At 68.7% G+C, this 16394-nt stretch carries 12 protein-coding genes; 5 read left to right on the top strand and 7 right to left on the bottom strand.

The window, feature by feature from the left end; all coding sequences use genetic code 11:
* Positions 1-112 precede the first annotated feature (112 nt).
* Complete coding sequence (locus ABT053_RS15285) at positions 113-1264, bottom strand: sugar phosphate isomerase/epimerase family protein (protein ID WP_350969616.1); 1152 nt, start codon at positions 1262-1264, stop codon at positions 113-115.
* A gap of 524 nt (positions 1265-1788) precedes the next feature.
* Between ABT053_RS15285 and ABT053_RS15280 the strand changes: the two genes are divergently transcribed.
* Positions 1789-3033: an ROK family transcriptional regulator gene (locus ABT053_RS15280; protein WP_350969615.1), complete on the top strand. Its 1245-nt coding sequence runs from the start codon at positions 1789-1791 to the stop codon at positions 3031-3033.
* 166 nt (positions 3034-3199) lie between these two features.
* Here ABT053_RS15280 and ABT053_RS15275 read toward each other — a convergent pair whose 3' ends face one another.
* Positions 3200-4123 carry an oxidoreductase gene (locus ABT053_RS15275; RefSeq protein ID WP_350969614.1) on the bottom strand — a complete coding sequence of 308 codons (924 nt, stop codon included), beginning with the start codon at positions 4121-4123 and terminating at the stop codon, positions 3200-3202.
* A 56-nt stretch (positions 4124-4179) separates the two neighbouring features.
* On the opposite strand from ABT053_RS15275, the gene ABT053_RS15270 reads away from it, so the two are divergent.
* Positions 4180-4692 (top strand): MerR family transcriptional regulator, encoded by a 513-nt coding sequence (locus ABT053_RS15270; RefSeq protein ID WP_350969613.1) that lies wholly within the window; start codon positions 4180-4182, stop codon positions 4690-4692.
* Between the two features lie 120 nt (positions 4693-4812).
* On the opposite strand, the gene ABT053_RS15265 is transcribed toward ABT053_RS15270, so the two are convergent.
* Positions 4813-5616, bottom strand: coding sequence for a phosphotransferase (locus ABT053_RS15265; RefSeq protein ID WP_350969612.1), 804 nt, complete (start codon positions 5614-5616; stop codon positions 4813-4815).
* Positions 5617-6005: 389 nt separating this feature from the next.
* On the opposite strand from ABT053_RS15265, the gene ABT053_RS15260 reads away from it, so the two are divergent.
* Positions 6006-6578 carry a class IV adenylate cyclase gene (locus ABT053_RS15260; RefSeq protein ID WP_350969611.1) on the top strand — a complete coding sequence of 191 codons (573 nt, stop codon included), beginning with the start codon at positions 6006-6008 and terminating at the stop codon, positions 6576-6578.
* A gap of 10 nt (positions 6579-6588) precedes the next feature.
* On the opposite strand, the gene ABT053_RS15255 is transcribed toward ABT053_RS15260, so the two are convergent.
* Both ABT053_RS15255 and ABT053_RS15250 read right to left on the bottom strand, forming a co-directional pair.
* The gene (locus ABT053_RS15255) at positions 6589-7218 is read right to left on the bottom strand and encodes a hypothetical protein (protein WP_350969610.1); all 630 of its coding nucleotides are present in this window, start codon (positions 7216-7218) and stop codon (positions 6589-6591) included.
* Positions 7219-7297: 79 nt separating this feature from the next.
* Positions 7298-7633 (bottom strand): hypothetical protein, encoded by a 336-nt coding sequence (locus ABT053_RS15250; RefSeq protein WP_350969609.1) that lies wholly within the window; start codon positions 7631-7633, stop codon positions 7298-7300.
* A gap of 245 nt (positions 7634-7878) precedes the next feature.
* On the opposite strand from ABT053_RS15250, the gene ABT053_RS15245 reads away from it, so the two are divergent.
* Positions 7879-9201: a helix-turn-helix domain-containing protein gene (locus ABT053_RS15245; protein ID WP_350969657.1), complete on the top strand. Its 1323-nt coding sequence runs from the start codon at positions 7879-7881 to the stop codon at positions 9199-9201.
* A complete protein-coding gene (locus ABT053_RS15240) occupies positions 9198-9734 on the top strand; it encodes a GNAT family N-acetyltransferase (RefSeq protein WP_350969608.1) in 537 nt (178 codons plus the stop codon). Before ABT053_RS15245 ends, ABT053_RS15240 begins: the two co-directional genes overlap by 4 nt.
* Before the next feature lie 300 nt (positions 9735-10034).
* Here the strand turns inward: ABT053_RS15240 and ABT053_RS15235 are convergent, their stop codons facing one another.
* Together ABT053_RS15235 and ABT053_RS15230 are read right to left on the bottom strand one after the other, a co-directional pair.
* On the bottom strand, positions 10035-11663 hold the full coding sequence (locus ABT053_RS15235) for an endonuclease/exonuclease/phosphatase family protein (protein WP_350969607.1): 1629 nt from the start codon (positions 11661-11663) through the stop codon (positions 10035-10037).
* A gap of 1212 nt (positions 11664-12875) precedes the next feature.
* Positions 12876-15953, bottom strand: a complete 3078-nt coding sequence (locus tag ABT053_RS15230) for a M14 family metallopeptidase (protein WP_350969606.1) — start codon at positions 15951-15953, stop codon at positions 12876-12878.
* Positions 15954-16394: the final 441 nt, after the last annotated feature.

Here is a 16394-nt window from a genome sequence, read left to right as displayed (position 1 = left end):
GTGATGGCCGGGCGGACGCCGGGTCCGCCCGGTCCGTGTCCGGTCCGTGTGATGGCCGGGCGGATTCCGGGCCCGCTCGGAAGCGGGCCCGGAGTCCGGGTTCGCCGGCGGGTCACTCCGTGGTGAGAGCGGCCAGGTTGTTGTAGCTGATCTGGGCGAACTGCAGGGACTGGGCCGGGTTCGCCGTGCCACCCGGAGCGGTGTCCTGCTCGTACATCGGGTAGTGGTGCTGGCTGACCAGGCCACGGAAGAACGTCGTGTAGTCGATGTCGCCCGTGCCGAAGGGCACCATGTCGTAGCCGTTGGCGGTCGCGGGGTTGAGCTTCCCGTCCTTGGCGTGGAACAGCGGGTACCGGCCCTCCTGCGCCTGGACGAGCGCGAGCGGGTTGAAGATGTTCGTCTGGAGGGAGCCGTCGGGGGCGGTGTAGGTCCGGTGCTTGTACTGGGCGACGTGCGCCCAGTAGATGTCCATCTCCAGGTTCACGAACTTGGGGTCGGTGATGCCCAGGAAGTACTCCAGCTTCCGGATCCCCGAGGAGCGCGTCGGGCGGCCCTGGACGTCCAGCGGCCCGCTGTCGAGGAGGAAGTTGTAGGCGGCGTCGTGGTTGTGGGTGTACAGCTTGACGTAGCCGGAGTTCCGGGCGAGCTCCCCGAGGAAGTTCCACTTCTCGGCGGCGACGTCCCAGTCGGCCTTGTAGTTGCTGCCCGTGGGGTCGTTGCCGGTGCCGATGTGGTCCATGCCGAGGATGTTGGCGATCTCCAGGCTCGTCTTGAACCGGTCGAGATCGGCCTGGGTCAGCGGCCAGGACCCCGGGATGAAGCCGTGGTTGCCCTCGGCCCGCAGCCCGTACTCGTCCAGCCACGAGCGCAGCAGCGTCGCCCCTGCGACGTTGTCCAGGTTCGCCCCGCCCTCGGCGTTGGCGTTCTGCGAGAAACCGGCGAACTCGATGCGCTCGTAGCCGATCTCGCTGAGCGCCTTGAGCACCTCCTTGAACCCCGACGGCAGGGTCGTCGTGTTGGGGTCGCGGGAGATGGCGTCGCGGACGGTGTAGAGGATGATGCCGCGCTTGCTGTCGCGGATCAGGGGGGCGCCCAGGGCGGAGGCCGAGGCGGAGGCGTAGGCCCTGCCCGGCAGGGCGGTGACGGCCGCCGCGGCGGCCATGCCCGTGGTCGCCGCGAACAACTGCCGACGGGTCAGTCCCAGCTTGCGCCCGAGGGCACCGCCTTCGACCTGGTCGTCATCGAGAGCGTGGAAAGTATTCACACATATCCGTTCGGGGGGAAGACGCGTGCGCTGACCGACGTCGCAACGAAAAATGGAGTACCCGGGAGGCTTCAGCGTGCCACCGGTGCCGGCATCCGGCAGTGGGGGCTTTTGACGTGCCACCGCCGTTTGTCCTGCACCGTCAGTCATTGTGAACGCCGGAACGTCACTTCGTCAATGAAAGTATGAGTCTGTCCGACATCAACCTCTCTGCGAAGCTCAAACTTTTGCAGGTGAACCAAAAAAGATGGCCGCTGAGCAGCGGAAATCGGGCTCCGGGGGCGTCGGACCGGTCCATCCAGCTCCATTGACCGGTCGGCGGGGGGAACGGAGGACGTACGAGGGGCGGCCCGGCCCGCTCGACCGGCGCGAGCACACCCCTCGCCACCTCGCCGTCTTCAGCATTTTCGCTCAGCGCCAGCACTTATGTAGATCACCGGCAAATGTCACGGGTTGACGGGAAAAAGTATGCTGGCTAGCTTCGTGACACGGGGCAGACGAAGCAGTTGACGGGGAAGGCTGCGATGGAACGGGGTAGTGGAGACACCGGGCATGTCGTCAGGGCGCTGCGAGGCGCCGGCCCGCTGACGCGACAGGACCTGATGGCCCACACCGGCCTCACCCGCGCCCAGGTCGACCAGAGGCTGGAGCAGTTGCGCCAGCTGGACCTGGTGGAGGACGGCTCGGGCTCGGTCGTCACCGGAGGGCGGCGCGCACGCGCGATATCGCTGCGCAGGCGGGCGGGTTACGTCCTGTCGGTGGCGCTGGGCGCGAGCGGGGTCACCGTGGCCGCCGTCGACCTGTCGGGCGCCATCATCGACGACCGGTCACAGCCGATCGACATCGCGGCCGGGCCGCACGACGTGCTGGGAACGTGCGTCGAACTGTGCCAGCGGGTCCTGGACGAGGTCGGCGGCCGCCCGTGGGCGGTCGGCGTCACCGTCCCCGGCCCGGTGGACCTCGATCGCGGGATCGTGGTCTCCCCGCCGATCATGCCCGGCTGGGACCAGTTCCCGATCCGCGACTGGCTGGGCGACAAGCTCGGCCTGGCCGCCTGGCTCGGCAACGACGCCAACGCCACCGCGCTCGGCGAGTACCGCTACGGCGCCGGCAAGGGCCACCGCAACATGGTCTACGTGAAGCTGGGCAGCGGGATCGGCTCGGGCATCATCATGGGCGGCGTCCTCCAGCACGGGGACGGGGGCTGCGCCGGTGACGTGGGCCATCTTCCGGTGCCGGGCCAGACGCTGCCCTGCCGGTGCGGCAACATCGGCTGCCTGGAGGCCGTCGCCGGCGGATTCGCCCTCGCCCGGGTGGCCGAGGAGATCGCCGAGAGCGGCCGCAGCGGCGTACTGACGGCGATGCGGGAGAACGGGCCGCTCAACGCCGCCGCGCTGGCACGCGCCGCCGAGTACGGCGACAACGAGGCGCTGGAGGTCCTGCAGCTGGCCGGGGCCCAGATCGGCGAGGTCCTCGCCTTCGTCGTCAGCCTGCTGAACCCCTCCCAGCTGGTCATCGGCGGCGGCCTGTCCTACTCCGGCGACGTGCTGCTGTCGTCGGTCCGCAAGAGCCTCTACGCCCGCGCCCTGCCGCTGGCCAGCCGCGACCTGCTCGTCCGCAGGGCCGCGCTCGGCGAGGCGGGCGGCGTCCAGGGAACCGCGGAGCTGCTCTACGAGCGGCTTTTCTCGCCGCTCGTGCTGGAGCAGTGGAGCAGGTCGGGAAGCCTGTCGGGCAGGCCCGACCTGACTCTGGAGCCACCGTTCCTCTGACGAGCGCCCGGCCACGACCGTCACCCGCAACGCGGGACGACGTGGAAATCGATCCGGGGTCCCCCGTCGTCTTCCACGACGAAGTTCCACGCGGCACTCCGCACCCCGCGGCCGGACGCGATCCGCGATGTGAGTCAGCCTCGGTACGCGGAGCCGCCGATCCGTCTCAGTGGATGAGATCCAGGCCGGTCAGGTCGGCGGAGAGCGCCCAGAGACGGGCCGCCTCACCGCCGTCCGCCAAGCCGTCCTCGACGACGTGGCAGTCGGCACAGTAGTAGCCGCCGTACCCGTCGGCCTGTGGTGACGTGGCCGCCCAGACCTGGGTCGCCGCGCCCTGCTCGGGTGTCCTGAACAGCCCCGGCACCGGGGTGCCGTCCGTGTCGATCCAGCCGGCGGCCACCATCTCGTCGGTCTTGAGGTGTCGTTGCAGAGGCGTGAGGATATAGCCGGGACCGACCGAGAAAGCGCGGACGCCGTGCGGCCCGCCGAGCCGGTCGAGGTGGCGGGCGAACAGGACGTTCGCGAGCTTGGACTGCCCGTACGCGGCCCACTTGTCGTAGCCCTCGGTGAACTGGACGTCATCCCACCGGATGCGCGCCGACGGGTCGTACCCGGAGGCGACCGAGACGACCCGGGCCGTGCCCGCGGCCGTGAGGGCGGGCCACAGCAGGTTCGTCAGCGCGTGGTGACCGAGGTGGTTGGTCGCGAACTGCGCCTCCCAGCCAGGCCCCACCCGCGTCTCGGGACAGGCCATGATCCCGGCGTTGGCGATGAGAACGTCGAGCGTGGCGTGACCGTCCCGGAACCGTTCGGCGAAGTCGCGGACGGACGCGAGGTCGGCGAGGTCGAGCTCGTCCACCTCGACCCGCTCCACACCGGCGAGCGCTCGCCGCGCCCGCTCGGGCCGCCGGGCCGGGACGACCACGTGCGCCCCGGCCTCGGCGAGCGCGCGGGCGGACGCTAGCCCCAGACCGGAATAGCCGCCCGTGACCACCGCGGTCCTGCCGGTCAGGTCGACCCCGGCGAGCACGTCGGCGGCGGTGCTGTCCGCACCCAATGCGTTACGGCTTCTGTCGTCATGGCTGATCATGCCGCGAACGCTAGATGCTAGACCGAGGTCTAGGTCAACCGGCTAATATCGCCACGATGAAGGCGGACGAGGACCTGACCATCGGCGAGGTGGCGCATCGCACCGGGTTCAGCGTGCACACCCTGCGCATGTACGAACGCGAGGGGCTGCTTGCCGGCGAGGTGCGACGCGACCGGAGCGGCCGACGGGTCTACAGCGGGTGGGACATCGAGTGGCTCGCCAACCTCGCCAAGTTCCGCGCCTCCGGCATGCCCCTCGCCACCATCGGCCGCCTCGCCCGGCTCGTCCGCGACGGCACCGGCAACGAGGCGGAGCGCCTGGAGCTCCTACGCACCCACCAGCACCACATAGCCGAACAGCTGACCCAGCTCCACGCCTGCCTCGACCTCATCACCCTCAAGGTCGCCGCCTACGAACACCACCTCGCGATCGGCGCCCCCGGCGACCCCTGGCAACGCCCCACCCCCAACGGCACCGGAAAACCCGCGGGCGAACCCTACCCGGCCACCGATCGGTCGGCCGACGCCGCTCCGACAAGGGCAGAACGCGACGGCGTTCGACCAGGCTGACCGGGCAGGCACCGCCCCGAGCACTGGACGAAGGCCGTGACGCCCTCGTAGCCCGCCACCGGGGCGGTGCCGACGGTCTCGTTGATGTCCTTCGGCGCCGAGACGGTCTCGTCCGTGCCTCTACAGCGCCCGCTCGAACTCCGGCAGTAGTTCCTCCAGGAGCCGCAGCTCGGCCGCGTAGAACTCCAGCGACACGGCGGAGTCGGCCGGGCCGATGGGCCAGTCGGCCACCTGCCCGGCCTGCGCCAGCTTCGCCCTCCGCAGCGCCGGCAGGATCGCCGGGCGGTCCGTCAGGCCATAGGCGTCGACCAGGATCCGCAGCCGGGACGCCAGGTCGGGCAGCGGGTCGAACCCGGACTCACGCAATTGCCCTGGACGGGCGATCGGCAGGAACGCCCAGGCCGCCGCGGCCAGCTCGGTGACCGGCTCGACCGGCCCGGCCGCGTCCCAGTCGATGAACGCCACCGGCAGGTCGCCGCGGTAGACGGTGTTCCACGGCCCCAGGTCGCCGTGCGAGACGATCTGCTTCCGGCCGGGCGGGTGTGGCCGGAACCGGTAGCCGGTCTCGGACGGGACGAACCCGCCGACGGCACGGTGCAAGCGGGCCAGCAGCCGGCCGGTCGCCGCCAAGCTCTCCTCACTTCGGGCGCAGGAGGGGAGCCGGGCGCCCCGGCCCGGCTCCCACTCCGGATCGGAGGCCACCTCCCCCTCCAGAAAACTCAGCACCTCGGTGTCCCCCTCGGTGCCCAGCACCCGCGGCGCCCCGCCGAACCCGACGGCCTCCAGATGCCGCAACAGCTCGTGCACCGCCGGCGACCACGGCCCCATCGGCCGCCGTACCTCGTGACCACGCCGGGTGACCCCGTCGGTCATCCGCCCGCCGGACAGCGGCACGTCGCCATGCGGGTCTGTGTCCTCGCGCATCGCCCCAGTATCGGGCTCCGGCGGGGCCCCGAGAACGCCGTCGGCACCGGTGTCCCGGACGGGGTCGGCTGCCGCGTCGTAGCGGCCCTCGCGCGCTCCGTACGGGGTGCGCGGCCGGTGGACGCACTCCTCCCGCACTGCCGGACGCGGTCGCCCGCGGCCGTCACGTCTCCTCCGGCATATCGACGCGAAGGTAGTCGCGGACGAGTCTGTGCTCCAACCAGCGCTGCGGCCACCGCACAACCGCTCGGACGAGACGCTCCGCAGCCTGGCGGATGTTCTGCCTCCTAACGTGTCGGCGAAGAGCGGCCGGTCGCGATGTTCCTCGCGTGGGGGCTGTGGCACTCCCGGTAGGCTCCCCGAGTCGCAGCAGAGACCGGGAGGTCGTCGTGACGCGCGAGGTGCGGGAGATCGAGGTCAAGTACCGGGTGGGTGACCTGGCGGCGCTGGAGGACGCCCTCGCGCGGCGAGGGGCTTCGCTGTCGGCCCCCGCGCACCAGGACGATCAGGCGTACGCCGAGAGCGGATGGACCTACGCCGACAGCAAGATCGGCAGGTCGTTCGCCCGGTTGCGCACCCAGCAGGGGCGGCACCTGTTCACCGTGAAGCGGCCCGTTGACAACGCGATGGCGTGTCTGGAGCACGAGACGACCGTCACCGACCGGGAGCAGATGCACCACGCCATCACGCTCATGGGGTTCCATCCCACGGTCCGCATCGTGAAGACCCGGCGCACCGCGACGCTGGGAAGCATGACGATCTGCGTTGACGAGGTCGAGCACGCCGGGGCCTTCGTCGAGATCGAGCGCACGGTGAGCGGCGAGGAAGCCGGGACCGCCGTGCAGGTCGAGCTGGACACCTTCGCGCGGTCGCTCGGTGTCGAGCTGGAGCGGGTGTCCGACACCTACGACTCGCTGGTCCGCGCCGCGTTGATGTCGGGTTGCCGTCAGCAGTCCGCTTGACTCCTTCGGCTCAGCCCTGGGTCGTCGGCCGAAGGTCGTGAACCTGGACGATCAGTTGCGTGGCCAGCGCGTAGGGCAGTGCCGTCTCGTCTTTCAGGCTGATCTCGACGTTGTGCTCGCCTGTGGAGATGGCTTTTCGACCTGGACCGGGCGTGAACATGTCGGCCAGTACGGCGACGGGCTCGGCGCGGGCGACGGTGCAGACCGTCGAGGAGATACGAAGCCGGGGGCAGGTGGCCAGCGCCTCCGGGACGCAGGCCCAGCAGGTCGGGGGCGCGCTGGTGAGTCCTCCGGTGGGCTCGGCGGGGATCTCGCGGAACGCGGTATCGGTCATGATCCACGGGATGCGGCCTGTGACGGGGTCGATCGCCGCCATCCCACAAACCTGGCACCGCAGCCTCTCCATGCACCGCCACTGACGCAGCGTGTTGAGCTTCCGCCACTGCGGCGCCCCTCTGCGGGTGGTCAGCACGCGGACGCGCAGCACTCCACGGACCGCATCGCCCCGGCGCGGATCTTTGTAGGCGAGCCGCATCCCGCCGAGCGGGCGACGCACGAACCACAGGGGTTGCGGTGCGACCTCGTCCGCGTGGGCGATGACGTAGGGGACGCGCGGCTGTGGCGGCGCGGGGGTTGTCATGGTGCGCTTCCTGATCGAGCGGTGAGGATCGGGTCCGCGTGGCGACCTGAGCGTTCCTCTGCAGGTCGCCGTAGCTGTCTCATGGCGTCAGCTGCGCGTTCGGTGCCCTGTAGAGGGCGGCGATCCGGGAGGCGGCGTCGTCGACGTTGTCAGCGGGCGCTTCGAGCTCCTTACGGGAAGCACCTCGACGTTCGTCCTTCCAGCAGTAGAACAGGCCACCGCCGTCGTCACTTCGGACACGCACCGTTATCTCGTTCGCCACGTGCAACTTGATCCCGTCGAAGTAGCTGATGGACGGGTAAATGCGATGTCCGTGCAGGACTGCACGCAGGCGGTTGAGGGCGTCGCTGGCCAGGACCATGTCCAGGCCCCCATCCGCCCTGCCAGGGGGCTGGATCGTCTTGCGATACTCCATCACCATGTTCCTTCCGTGCCAGGCGCAAACACTTGTTCCACCAGGTCCCGAATTTCGGATTAATCGACTACCTATCCGCAAAGAAGACAAATTCCAGAGAAGTGGAATCGCCATCAGCCCGGATGGGGATTAGCGGATGTTCGAAGGGGTGTCACGTGCAATAGTGGAGCAACGCCCGGAGCTCATCCAGACATTTGATTTGGCCAATCGAGTTGGCCAAACTGGCCAAAACAGCAGGTGGTCGCATGTCTCGCGCTTCCCATCCAATCGACCCCTCACGGTCGCCATGGCATCTGTTCGGCGCAACCCTGAGGCACTGGAGGGAGTCCCGCAAACTATCCCTGCAGGACCTCGCGAAAGCCATCCTGGTGGACTGGTCCCTGCTCGCCAAGTGGGAGCGAGGGGAGCGTCCTTCGCCCCCTGACATCGTGAAACGCCTGGACGACCACCTGGACGGCGGCGGCATTCTGATCGCTTTACATGAGGTCGCAATGGCCAAATCAGCACCATCGCCTATGGCAGGAACCTCAGATGTGCAGGATGCTGCGTCTATGGACGAGCTAAGACGCCGACTCCTCGCAGGCATTGCCGCGATAGGTGTGTCAGCAGCCGTTCCACCACTCGACGGACTTGAGCACTTACGTGCTGCGGTCGACCGCAGCGTGGGCGCTTCCGCTCTGAGCGAGTGGGAGGAGACCGTCTGGGAATACGGCTTGCAGATGACACACCGGCCCCCGGCGAAGGTGATCGCTGACCTGTCTCTAGATTACGTGGCGTTTCAACAGGTCGTGCCCGCTCACACATCCGCCCGCGACATGGATCGGTGGTACCGGGTGAACGCGCGCTTCGCGTTCATCATGGCCGACGCGCTCGGGTCGGCCGGTCACGCCCGCGACTCCAGGCACTGGTGGGGATCCGCGCGCCGAGCGGCCGAGCAGACCGGCGATCACCACGTGTTGGCCATGGCACATGCCTCCGAAGCCGTGCAAGGCCTCTACGAAGACCGCCCTCTCGCATTGGTGATGTCCCGCGCGGACGATGCCCTCGCGCTGACGAACGGTCAGCCGTGTCTGGCGACCGCCAGAGCTCTCGGCGCCCGCGCTCACGCGTTGACCCTCATCGGTGATCACGCCTCGGCATATGCCAGCCTGGATCGGCAGGCCGACGTCTTCGAGGCTCTGCCCGGCAGCGTCACCCAGGATCAGCTGTCCATGGACGGCTGGCCGGAGTTCCGGCTGCTGCACACCCGTTCCCTGATTTACGCCATGTCCGGTCACCCCGCCGCCGAGAGCGCCCAGCGGGAGGCACTCGCCGCTCATCCCGCAGGCAGGCCACGGCAAACCGTGCAGGTGCGGTTGCACGAGGTGATCACGGCTGTGCGGGACGGCGACATCGAGGAGCGCTTGGAGCAGGCTCACCGCATGGTCCGGACTCTTGGGCAGAACGCCAACCAGTTCGTCCTGCGCACCGCGCGATCGGTGGCTGACGCGATCCCCTCGGCGGAGCAGTCCCGCTCGGCAGTGATCGACTACCGTAGGCAGCTGGCGCTGCCTCGGGGAGAAACATGACAGAGATCATTTTTCGCACCTTGACCGGCGACGCGGTGGCCGCCGTGCTGACCGATCCCTACGTCGAGCTGTATTTAGCGACTCGCGCGGAACCGCCGTACAACTCAGGTCCGCTGTATCGGCGAGATCGCTACCTGGAGCGTACGGCCCGCCAAGCAGAGCGCGCCGGGTTCACCGCGGTGTACGCCGAGGACGGACCGACGCTGGTCGGTTTCGGGTTCGGTCTCCCTCTGGGCAGCTGGTGGGGTGGGAACGCCACCCCGTGCCCGCCCGAGGTGGCCGAAGCAGCATCGCTGTTCGCCGTCATCGAGCTGAACGTGCGCGAGGACTACCGAGACCGTGGCATCGGCAGTCACCTGCTGGAGGACCTGCTCGCCGGCCAGGACGCCCCGTACGCCACCCTCCTCGCCAACCCGGCGGCTCCGGCGCACGCCATGTATCTCCGTCGCGGGTGGCGGGTGGTCGGCACGGTTCAGGCGGCACCCGACGCCATGGTGTCCGACGCCCTGGTGCTGAACCTGTCCAAGAGGTAGGTGATCTCTGGCGCACACCTGCTACGCGAACGTCGCCAAAGAGCCCCGGAAACGTGGAGGCCGGGCGCCATGGGGGTGACGCCCGGCCTCGCGGTCCGGTTACCCGCGGGACGGTCCGGCTGTCCGATCAGGTGTCTCAGGCACGCCCAGCCTGTTCGGTGATCCCGGTGGACGACGGCCGGCCGAACCGGAGCCGCCCTCGCGGGGCAGGACGGGCGGCCGGCTCACGGGGCCCCGCTCCGTGAACCGGTGATGCCGTGCAGGCGAGAACCTCGTACACCCGCCTCTTCCGGACTTCGGTCAGGGCGCCTTCCTCGGAAGGTACAGGTCGACGGAGCTGTGGATGATCAGATGGTCGGAGCAGGGGTGGGTGTCGCAGTTACCGGCGTCGACGATGTCGACGCCGGCGATCGGCACGCTGAAGTGGTCACGGCTGACGAAGGTGTAGTCGATCTTGCGGTTGCCGCCGACCCGCGTGGGCCGGCCGCCCCGGACGGGTTCGCACATCCCGTCCTCGCCGATGCAGCTGTCCCAGTAGGTGTCGGTCTCCCAGAAGTTGCCGCTCCCGTCCGGGTAGTAGAGCGTGCCGATCGCGGCGTCGTCCGGGGTCAGGTTGAGGTCGCCCATCAGGATGAACGGCCTGGAGTTCGCCTCGGGGCCGAACACGCGGGTCAGCTCTCGGGTCTCGGCCTGCGCCCCGGCGGCGTCGCCGTCGGCCAGGTGCGTCGAACAGGCCTTCACCGGCTGGTTCGCCGGCGGGAAGTTGGCCACGACGCAGGCGACGCTGCGTTCCTCCGTGACCACGGGCTGCTCGCGCTCCTCCAGCTTGTGGTCGGTGGTGAACATGTAGCCCTTCTGCTGGGTCACATCGGCGCGTACCAGGATGGCGTTGCCGGCCTCGTTGCGGCTGTCGGGGAAGACGATGCAGTCGGGGACGAACGTGCGGGACTCCTGGAAGTACCCCTCCATCGCGTATCCGGCCGCCGCCAGCTGGTCCACCAGGTGCGCGTACTGGCGGTCGCAGATCTCGTTGAGGGAGATCACGTCGGGGCGGCGTGCCTGCACCTCCCTGACGATCCGCCCGATGATCGGGTAGGTGCCGTTGTTCAGGATGCCGCCGGACAGGTTGAAGTGCATCAGCTTCAGCGGCGTGACGGGGTTGAAGCGCACGCCGCTGGTGGCGACGCCGCTGGTGTTGCTGTTGCGCAGATGCCACTGGAAGGGTCCGTTGGTGAGAGGCAGCACGACCGCGGGGGTGTCGGAGCCGCTGCCGTCCCAGTCGCCCGCGGCGAAGAACACCGACGACGCGCTGCCGCTGCCGTAGGTGAACGTCACGTCGGCCGCTCCCTGGGTGTTGCTGTTGCGCAGGTACCAGGTGAAAGGGCTCGTGCCGGTGCCGATGAACCCCACGGTGTCGCGGCCGTCGTTGTTCCAGTCGCCCACGATGGGCTTGCCCGCTCCGCTGCTGTAGGTGAAGGTGAGTTCGGCGCTCCCCGCGGTGTTGCTGTTGCGCAGCAGGTACGAGTTGGGACTTCCGGGCCGGAACAGGCCCGGGGTGTCGTCGCCGTCCTTGTCCCAGTCGCCGACCAGGGGCTGGGTGTCCGAGGCCGCGCCGTAGCCGAAGGTCACGTTGGCGGATCCCGACGAATTGCTGTTGCGCAGTTGCCAGGACGGCGTCCCGCCGGTGCGTACGAAGACTCCCGGGGTGTCGTCGCCGTTGTTGTTCCAGTCGCCCACGATCGGCTGCGCGCCGGAGGCGCCGTAGGTGAAGACGGTGTCGGGTACGAGGTTGTCGATCCAGTAGTTGTCGTACTGGTTCGTCAGGTACCACGTCATCGGGTTCGTGGAGATGTCCACGATGCCGTACGTGTCCACACCGTCACCGTCCCAGTCCCCCGAGATGACGACCCTGTCCTGGGATTGCGCCAAAGCCGGTGGGGCCGACGATATGACCGCCATCGGCACCACTGCGAAGAGTGCCGAGACGATCACCGTGACAATCCTTCGTAACACTCGAATACCTCTTTCGGGTTCCTCGTGAGGTCGAGGTGAGTTCGTGCTGAGTCGGCGCATCATGAGATCGACAAAGCTCATGGCGTCGCGGTGGACTGGCACGGTCTCGCAGCTGCGGGGCGGGAGACGGTGGCGATCAGTCCGCTGATGCCCTGTTCGGCGATCCGGCACCGAGACAGGGCGGTGAATCCTCCGGCGGCACGGGCGCGGGGACGGCTTCGGCTTCAGTTTCGGCTTCGGCTTCGGCTTCGGCTTCGGCTTCGGCTTCGATGCCGGGTGTGGCGCCGTGTTCGCGACAATGCCGCAGTGAGGGGATGTGGTGAGGGCTGCCGGTTCACCGTTCGCGATCGGGGGGTGAATGCCGGTTCACCGTTCGCGATCGGGGGGTGGGTGCCGGCGTGCCGTCACGGATGTCGGCGGCGGTGCCCGGGACCGCCCACGGCGTCCGAGGGCACCGGTGGCAGTGCCACCTTTCCGGCCGGTGATTCTCCCCGGCCGTGCCGATGTCCTGGGTAGTGGCGGGCACGTTGGCCAGGGAGTCGGCCAGGGAATTGACGCCTCAGCGCCGATCACGCGAAGAGCCGGTTCGAGCGCGCGCCTTCCGGCGACGCGGACTAATCGGCGCGGCAAGCCGCTGAGCCACCTCTGCCGGTGGGCGAGACGGCCTCGCGTCTCGGCCCGGAGCAGACGGTCGTCACGTCGGACAACGCCGGAACCTGCCGGTACGGCCGAGATGAGGACTGCGCACAGGTCGTGCTCGCACGGTCGGTGCCTGGACAGACCAAAGCCATCAGGCGAGCTCCAGACGTATTGAGACGAATGTGACTTTCACCCGGACTTGATGGCGAAGCTACCTTGCCAAACTCAAGGCTGTAAAGCTTTTTTAGCTCTGGTCAAAAAGGGCCGAACTCCCCCAAAAGAAGTCACGGCCCCGGCATGTTAGCGTTTTGTCCGTTCTCCTCACGGAGCGAGATACGCGAGCCCGGCCCGGCGAGATGCCCAAGGACCATCGGGACGGCCCGCACAACCGGACGCGGCTGTGCGGCGATGTCGGCGGGACGCGCGAAGGCCGGGCGCCACACGTGTGACGCCCGGCCTCACGGTCCGGTTACCGGTGGGACAGCCCGGTTACCCGACCAGGTATTCCATGATCTTCTTGATGGTCGCGGCGCGTTCGGCGGGGCTGGCCACCTGCTCCAGGCCGAAGCCGAGGAACACGGTGTCCTTCGTCGAGACGGCCGCCGTCTTGTCGGGCTGGGCCCTGGCGAAGTCGCCGGCGCCCACCGGGCTGCCCGGGGGCGGTCCGGGGATCGCCCAGGCGCCGAGACCGGACTCGAAGCCCTCGGCGGCGAGCTGGCCGCCGGTGGTGGTGATCCTGGTGTCGTCCACGAACGCGCCGACGCCGCCGGTGCCGGGGTCGGTCACGTAGCTGATCGACACCTCGACCTGCTGGCCCGCGTACGCGGACAGGTCGAAGGCCACCTGCTGCCAGCCGCCGGAGCTGCCGGTGAAGGCGTTCCACGAGCCGCTCGTCCCGGTCGGCGTGCAGGGGTTGCCCGGCGTCAGGTAACGCAGCAGCCACGGGTGCTCGTCCAGCAGGAAGCCGGCCTCGCACTCGGTCGGGACGGCGGTCGAGGTGCCGCCGTTGAGGTCGGGCAGGGTCGTCCAGTTGTCCTGGCCGACCGTGTGCGCCTCGACGATGACGTTGTCGTAGCCCTCCTCGGTGTCGTACGAGAGCTGGAACTGGAGCTTGGGCTGCTGCGCGGCGGTGACGGCCGCGAGGTCGACCGTGCGCGTCAGCCTCTTGTACGCGTCGTCTGTGTGCGGGCCCGCCACGTACCAGTCGCCCTCGGCCGGATCGAACGGACCGCTCGCCCCGGCGTACTCGGCCACGGCCTCGCTCCTGAACTGCGGGAACCGCGCGGGTGGCAGCGTGTCGCTGGTCACCTGCAGGGTGCCCGCCTCGTCCAGCGGGTTGTCGGCGAGCGCCGGGCCGCCGAAGGTGCCGCTCGTGCCGTTCATCGCGGCGTCGCTGCCGGTGAACCCGGTCGGCCCGACGCGCGGGGTGCGGCCGTAGACGCCGAGGTAGTACTGGGCGAAGTCGTCGGCGAGGATGAGGCACTCCTCGAAGAAGCCGTCCTGGCTGGTGATGACGCAGTCGGAGTCGGGTGCGCCGTCCAGGCCGTAGTAGATGCCGCCGAGGCTGGTGCCGAAGAAACCGAAGTATCCGGCGGTCTCCCCGGTGTAGAGCAGCTTGCCTCCCTCGTTGAGGTAGTCGCGGACGGAGATGGTCAGGTCCTGCTGCTGCCGCTTGACGTCCATGTCGGGGAGCGGGCCGAACGGGGTCTGGGTCGACACGTCCTGGGCGTCCATCGCGAGCCGGTCGTCACCGAGGTACCAGGCCACCGCCTTGAAGTGGCTGAGCACGCCGAGGTGGTGCGGCACGCCCTGGGCGTCGACGTCCCACGTCTCCGAGGAGTATCCGGCGGTCTGCAGCGCCTGCCTGTACTGCGCCGCGTACTTCGGCGCGGTCACCGACGCCGGGTAGTCGGGGTTGAAGCCGGTGTAGTCCTCGTTCGCCACGACGAGCACCTTGGCGTTGGGCTTCTTCTCCAGCTTGTACGTGAAGCGCTGGCTCTCCACGGTCCCGGTGCCGGGTTTGTCGCCGGTGAACCAGACCTCTACGCTGTCCCCCGCTTTGGCGCCCTCGACCTTGGCGCGGTACTCGGCGAAGTACAGGGCGTTCTCGTCGCCGTACCGCTCGCCGCCCTCCCACTCCTTGAGGCCGCGCACCTGCACGGGGCCGCCGTTGATCCGGAAGTGCAGTTCCTTGGCCGACAGGGAGCGCCGCATGGTCACGGCCACCGGCTGCGGGTCGCCGTACGAGACGGTGAAGCTGTCGGGGCGGAAGTCGGGGACCGTGCGGTTCACCGGCGAGACCGGGTTGTCGGGAGTCTCCACGGACTTGGCGAGGTCGACCGCGAGCGGGACGTTCTTCGCGAACTCCGCCTGGATCAGGGCCTCGCTGTCGGGGAAGGTGAAGCCCGAGCCGCCGGCGCAGTCGGCGAGCGTCCACTCGTCGTCCGGCACGCTCTCGACCGCCACCTCGCAGGTGGTCATCTCCGGCGTGATCGTCAGTGCGCCGCGCTTGTTGGTCATCTGACCGTCGGTCTCGCCGTTGGTCGTGTACAGCTCGGCGCCGATGTCGGGGTCGTAGCCGGGCACGGCGGGCGTCGCGTCGTCGCCGAGCAGCGCCTCGAAGATGAGGTCGTCGGGAGAGGGGGTGGCCTGCTGCCAGCCGACGCCGTACAGCAGCAGCTGGGCGGCCGAGTGGTAGTTGAGGATGTAGGTGAAGTCGACCTTCTTGGCGAGGGTGTCGACGGCCATGGTCTCCGGCTCGGACTGCGCCCTCGGGCCCCGGTAGGTCTGGCTCGCCGGGTTGTCGGAGGAGCCCTCGTTGTCGTAACCCCACTTGTAGTCGAAGTTACGGTTCAGGTCGACGCCGTCGGCGCTGGTGATCTGGCCGTCGTTGTTGTTGTCACGGAGGTTCTTGCGCCAGAGGCGGTTGTTCCCGGTGAAGGTGTGGTCGTAGCCGTCGGGGTTGGCCACCGGGATGAACCAGAGCTCGACGCTGTCGATCAACTGGGTGATCTCGGGGTTGGTGCCGTAGCCGTTCAGATAGTGGAGCAGGAGCCTCCGGTTCATCTCCGGGGTGATCCACTCACGGGCGTGCTGGGCGGACATGTAGAGGACGGCCTTGCGCGCCCCGTCCCTGAGCTGCCGCGCGTCCTTGGTCACCTTGATCGCGGTGAGCGGCTGGCCCTTGACCGTGGTGCCGAGGTCGACGACCTTGGCGATGTTCGGCTTGGCGTTCGCCGCGGTGACGATCTGCTCGCGGATGCCTCCGGCGCCGCTGTACGGCTTGAAGACGCCGTCCCCCTTGGCCGCCAGCCTGTTCGCCGCCGCGGACCGCTGGACCTTCAGGCCGAGGCCCGCCCTGCCGAGCTGCTCCGCCTGGGCCGCGCCGAGGATCGCCTCGACGCTGAACTTCTTGCCGTCCGCGGACTTGGTGAACCGCAGTTCCTCGCGATCGACACCCGACTTCAGCAGCGTGTCCAGCTGCTCCGGCGTGAGCTCGCCGACGTAGACGTGTACTCCGTCGCCTCCGGCGGGTGGATCGGGTACCGCCGACGCGGGAGTGCTCACGACCAAGCCCAGGAGCAGGACCGCGATTGCGAGAATGGCTAATCTCGCACGTTTCATTGCTACCTCCGTACATCCCCCGAAAAACTGGAATGTCCGAAATCTGGGCGATAGCCGGACCTGAGTCAACGTCAATCCTCGCCAGCATTCCGCGCTGACCTCATGTGGTCAGACAGGGCCCCGGGTCTTCCGTAATCACGGGGGACGTGCAGGGGGTGAGCGCACCGGACCTACGAGGGAGGTGCCGAGTGTGAGCGCACCGGACCTCGGAGGGACGGGCCGCGGGTGAGCGCACCGGACTCACCAGGGACGTTCCGCGGGTGAGCGCACCGGCAACCCGAGGGACGGGCCGCAGGTGAGCGCACCGGAAACGCGGAGGATCCCGGGCCGGTTGACCGGCCCGGGATCCTCGTCACAGAGAACTACAGGAACTACAGAGAACTA

The organism is Streptosporangium sp. NPDC002524 (assembly GCF_040295985.1).
Taxonomy (GTDB): Bacteria; Actinomycetota; Actinomycetes; order Streptosporangiales; family Streptosporangiaceae; genus Streptosporangium.
Note: the sequence above shows the minus strand (reverse complement) of the source record. Positions and strands in the feature narration are given on the sequence as shown.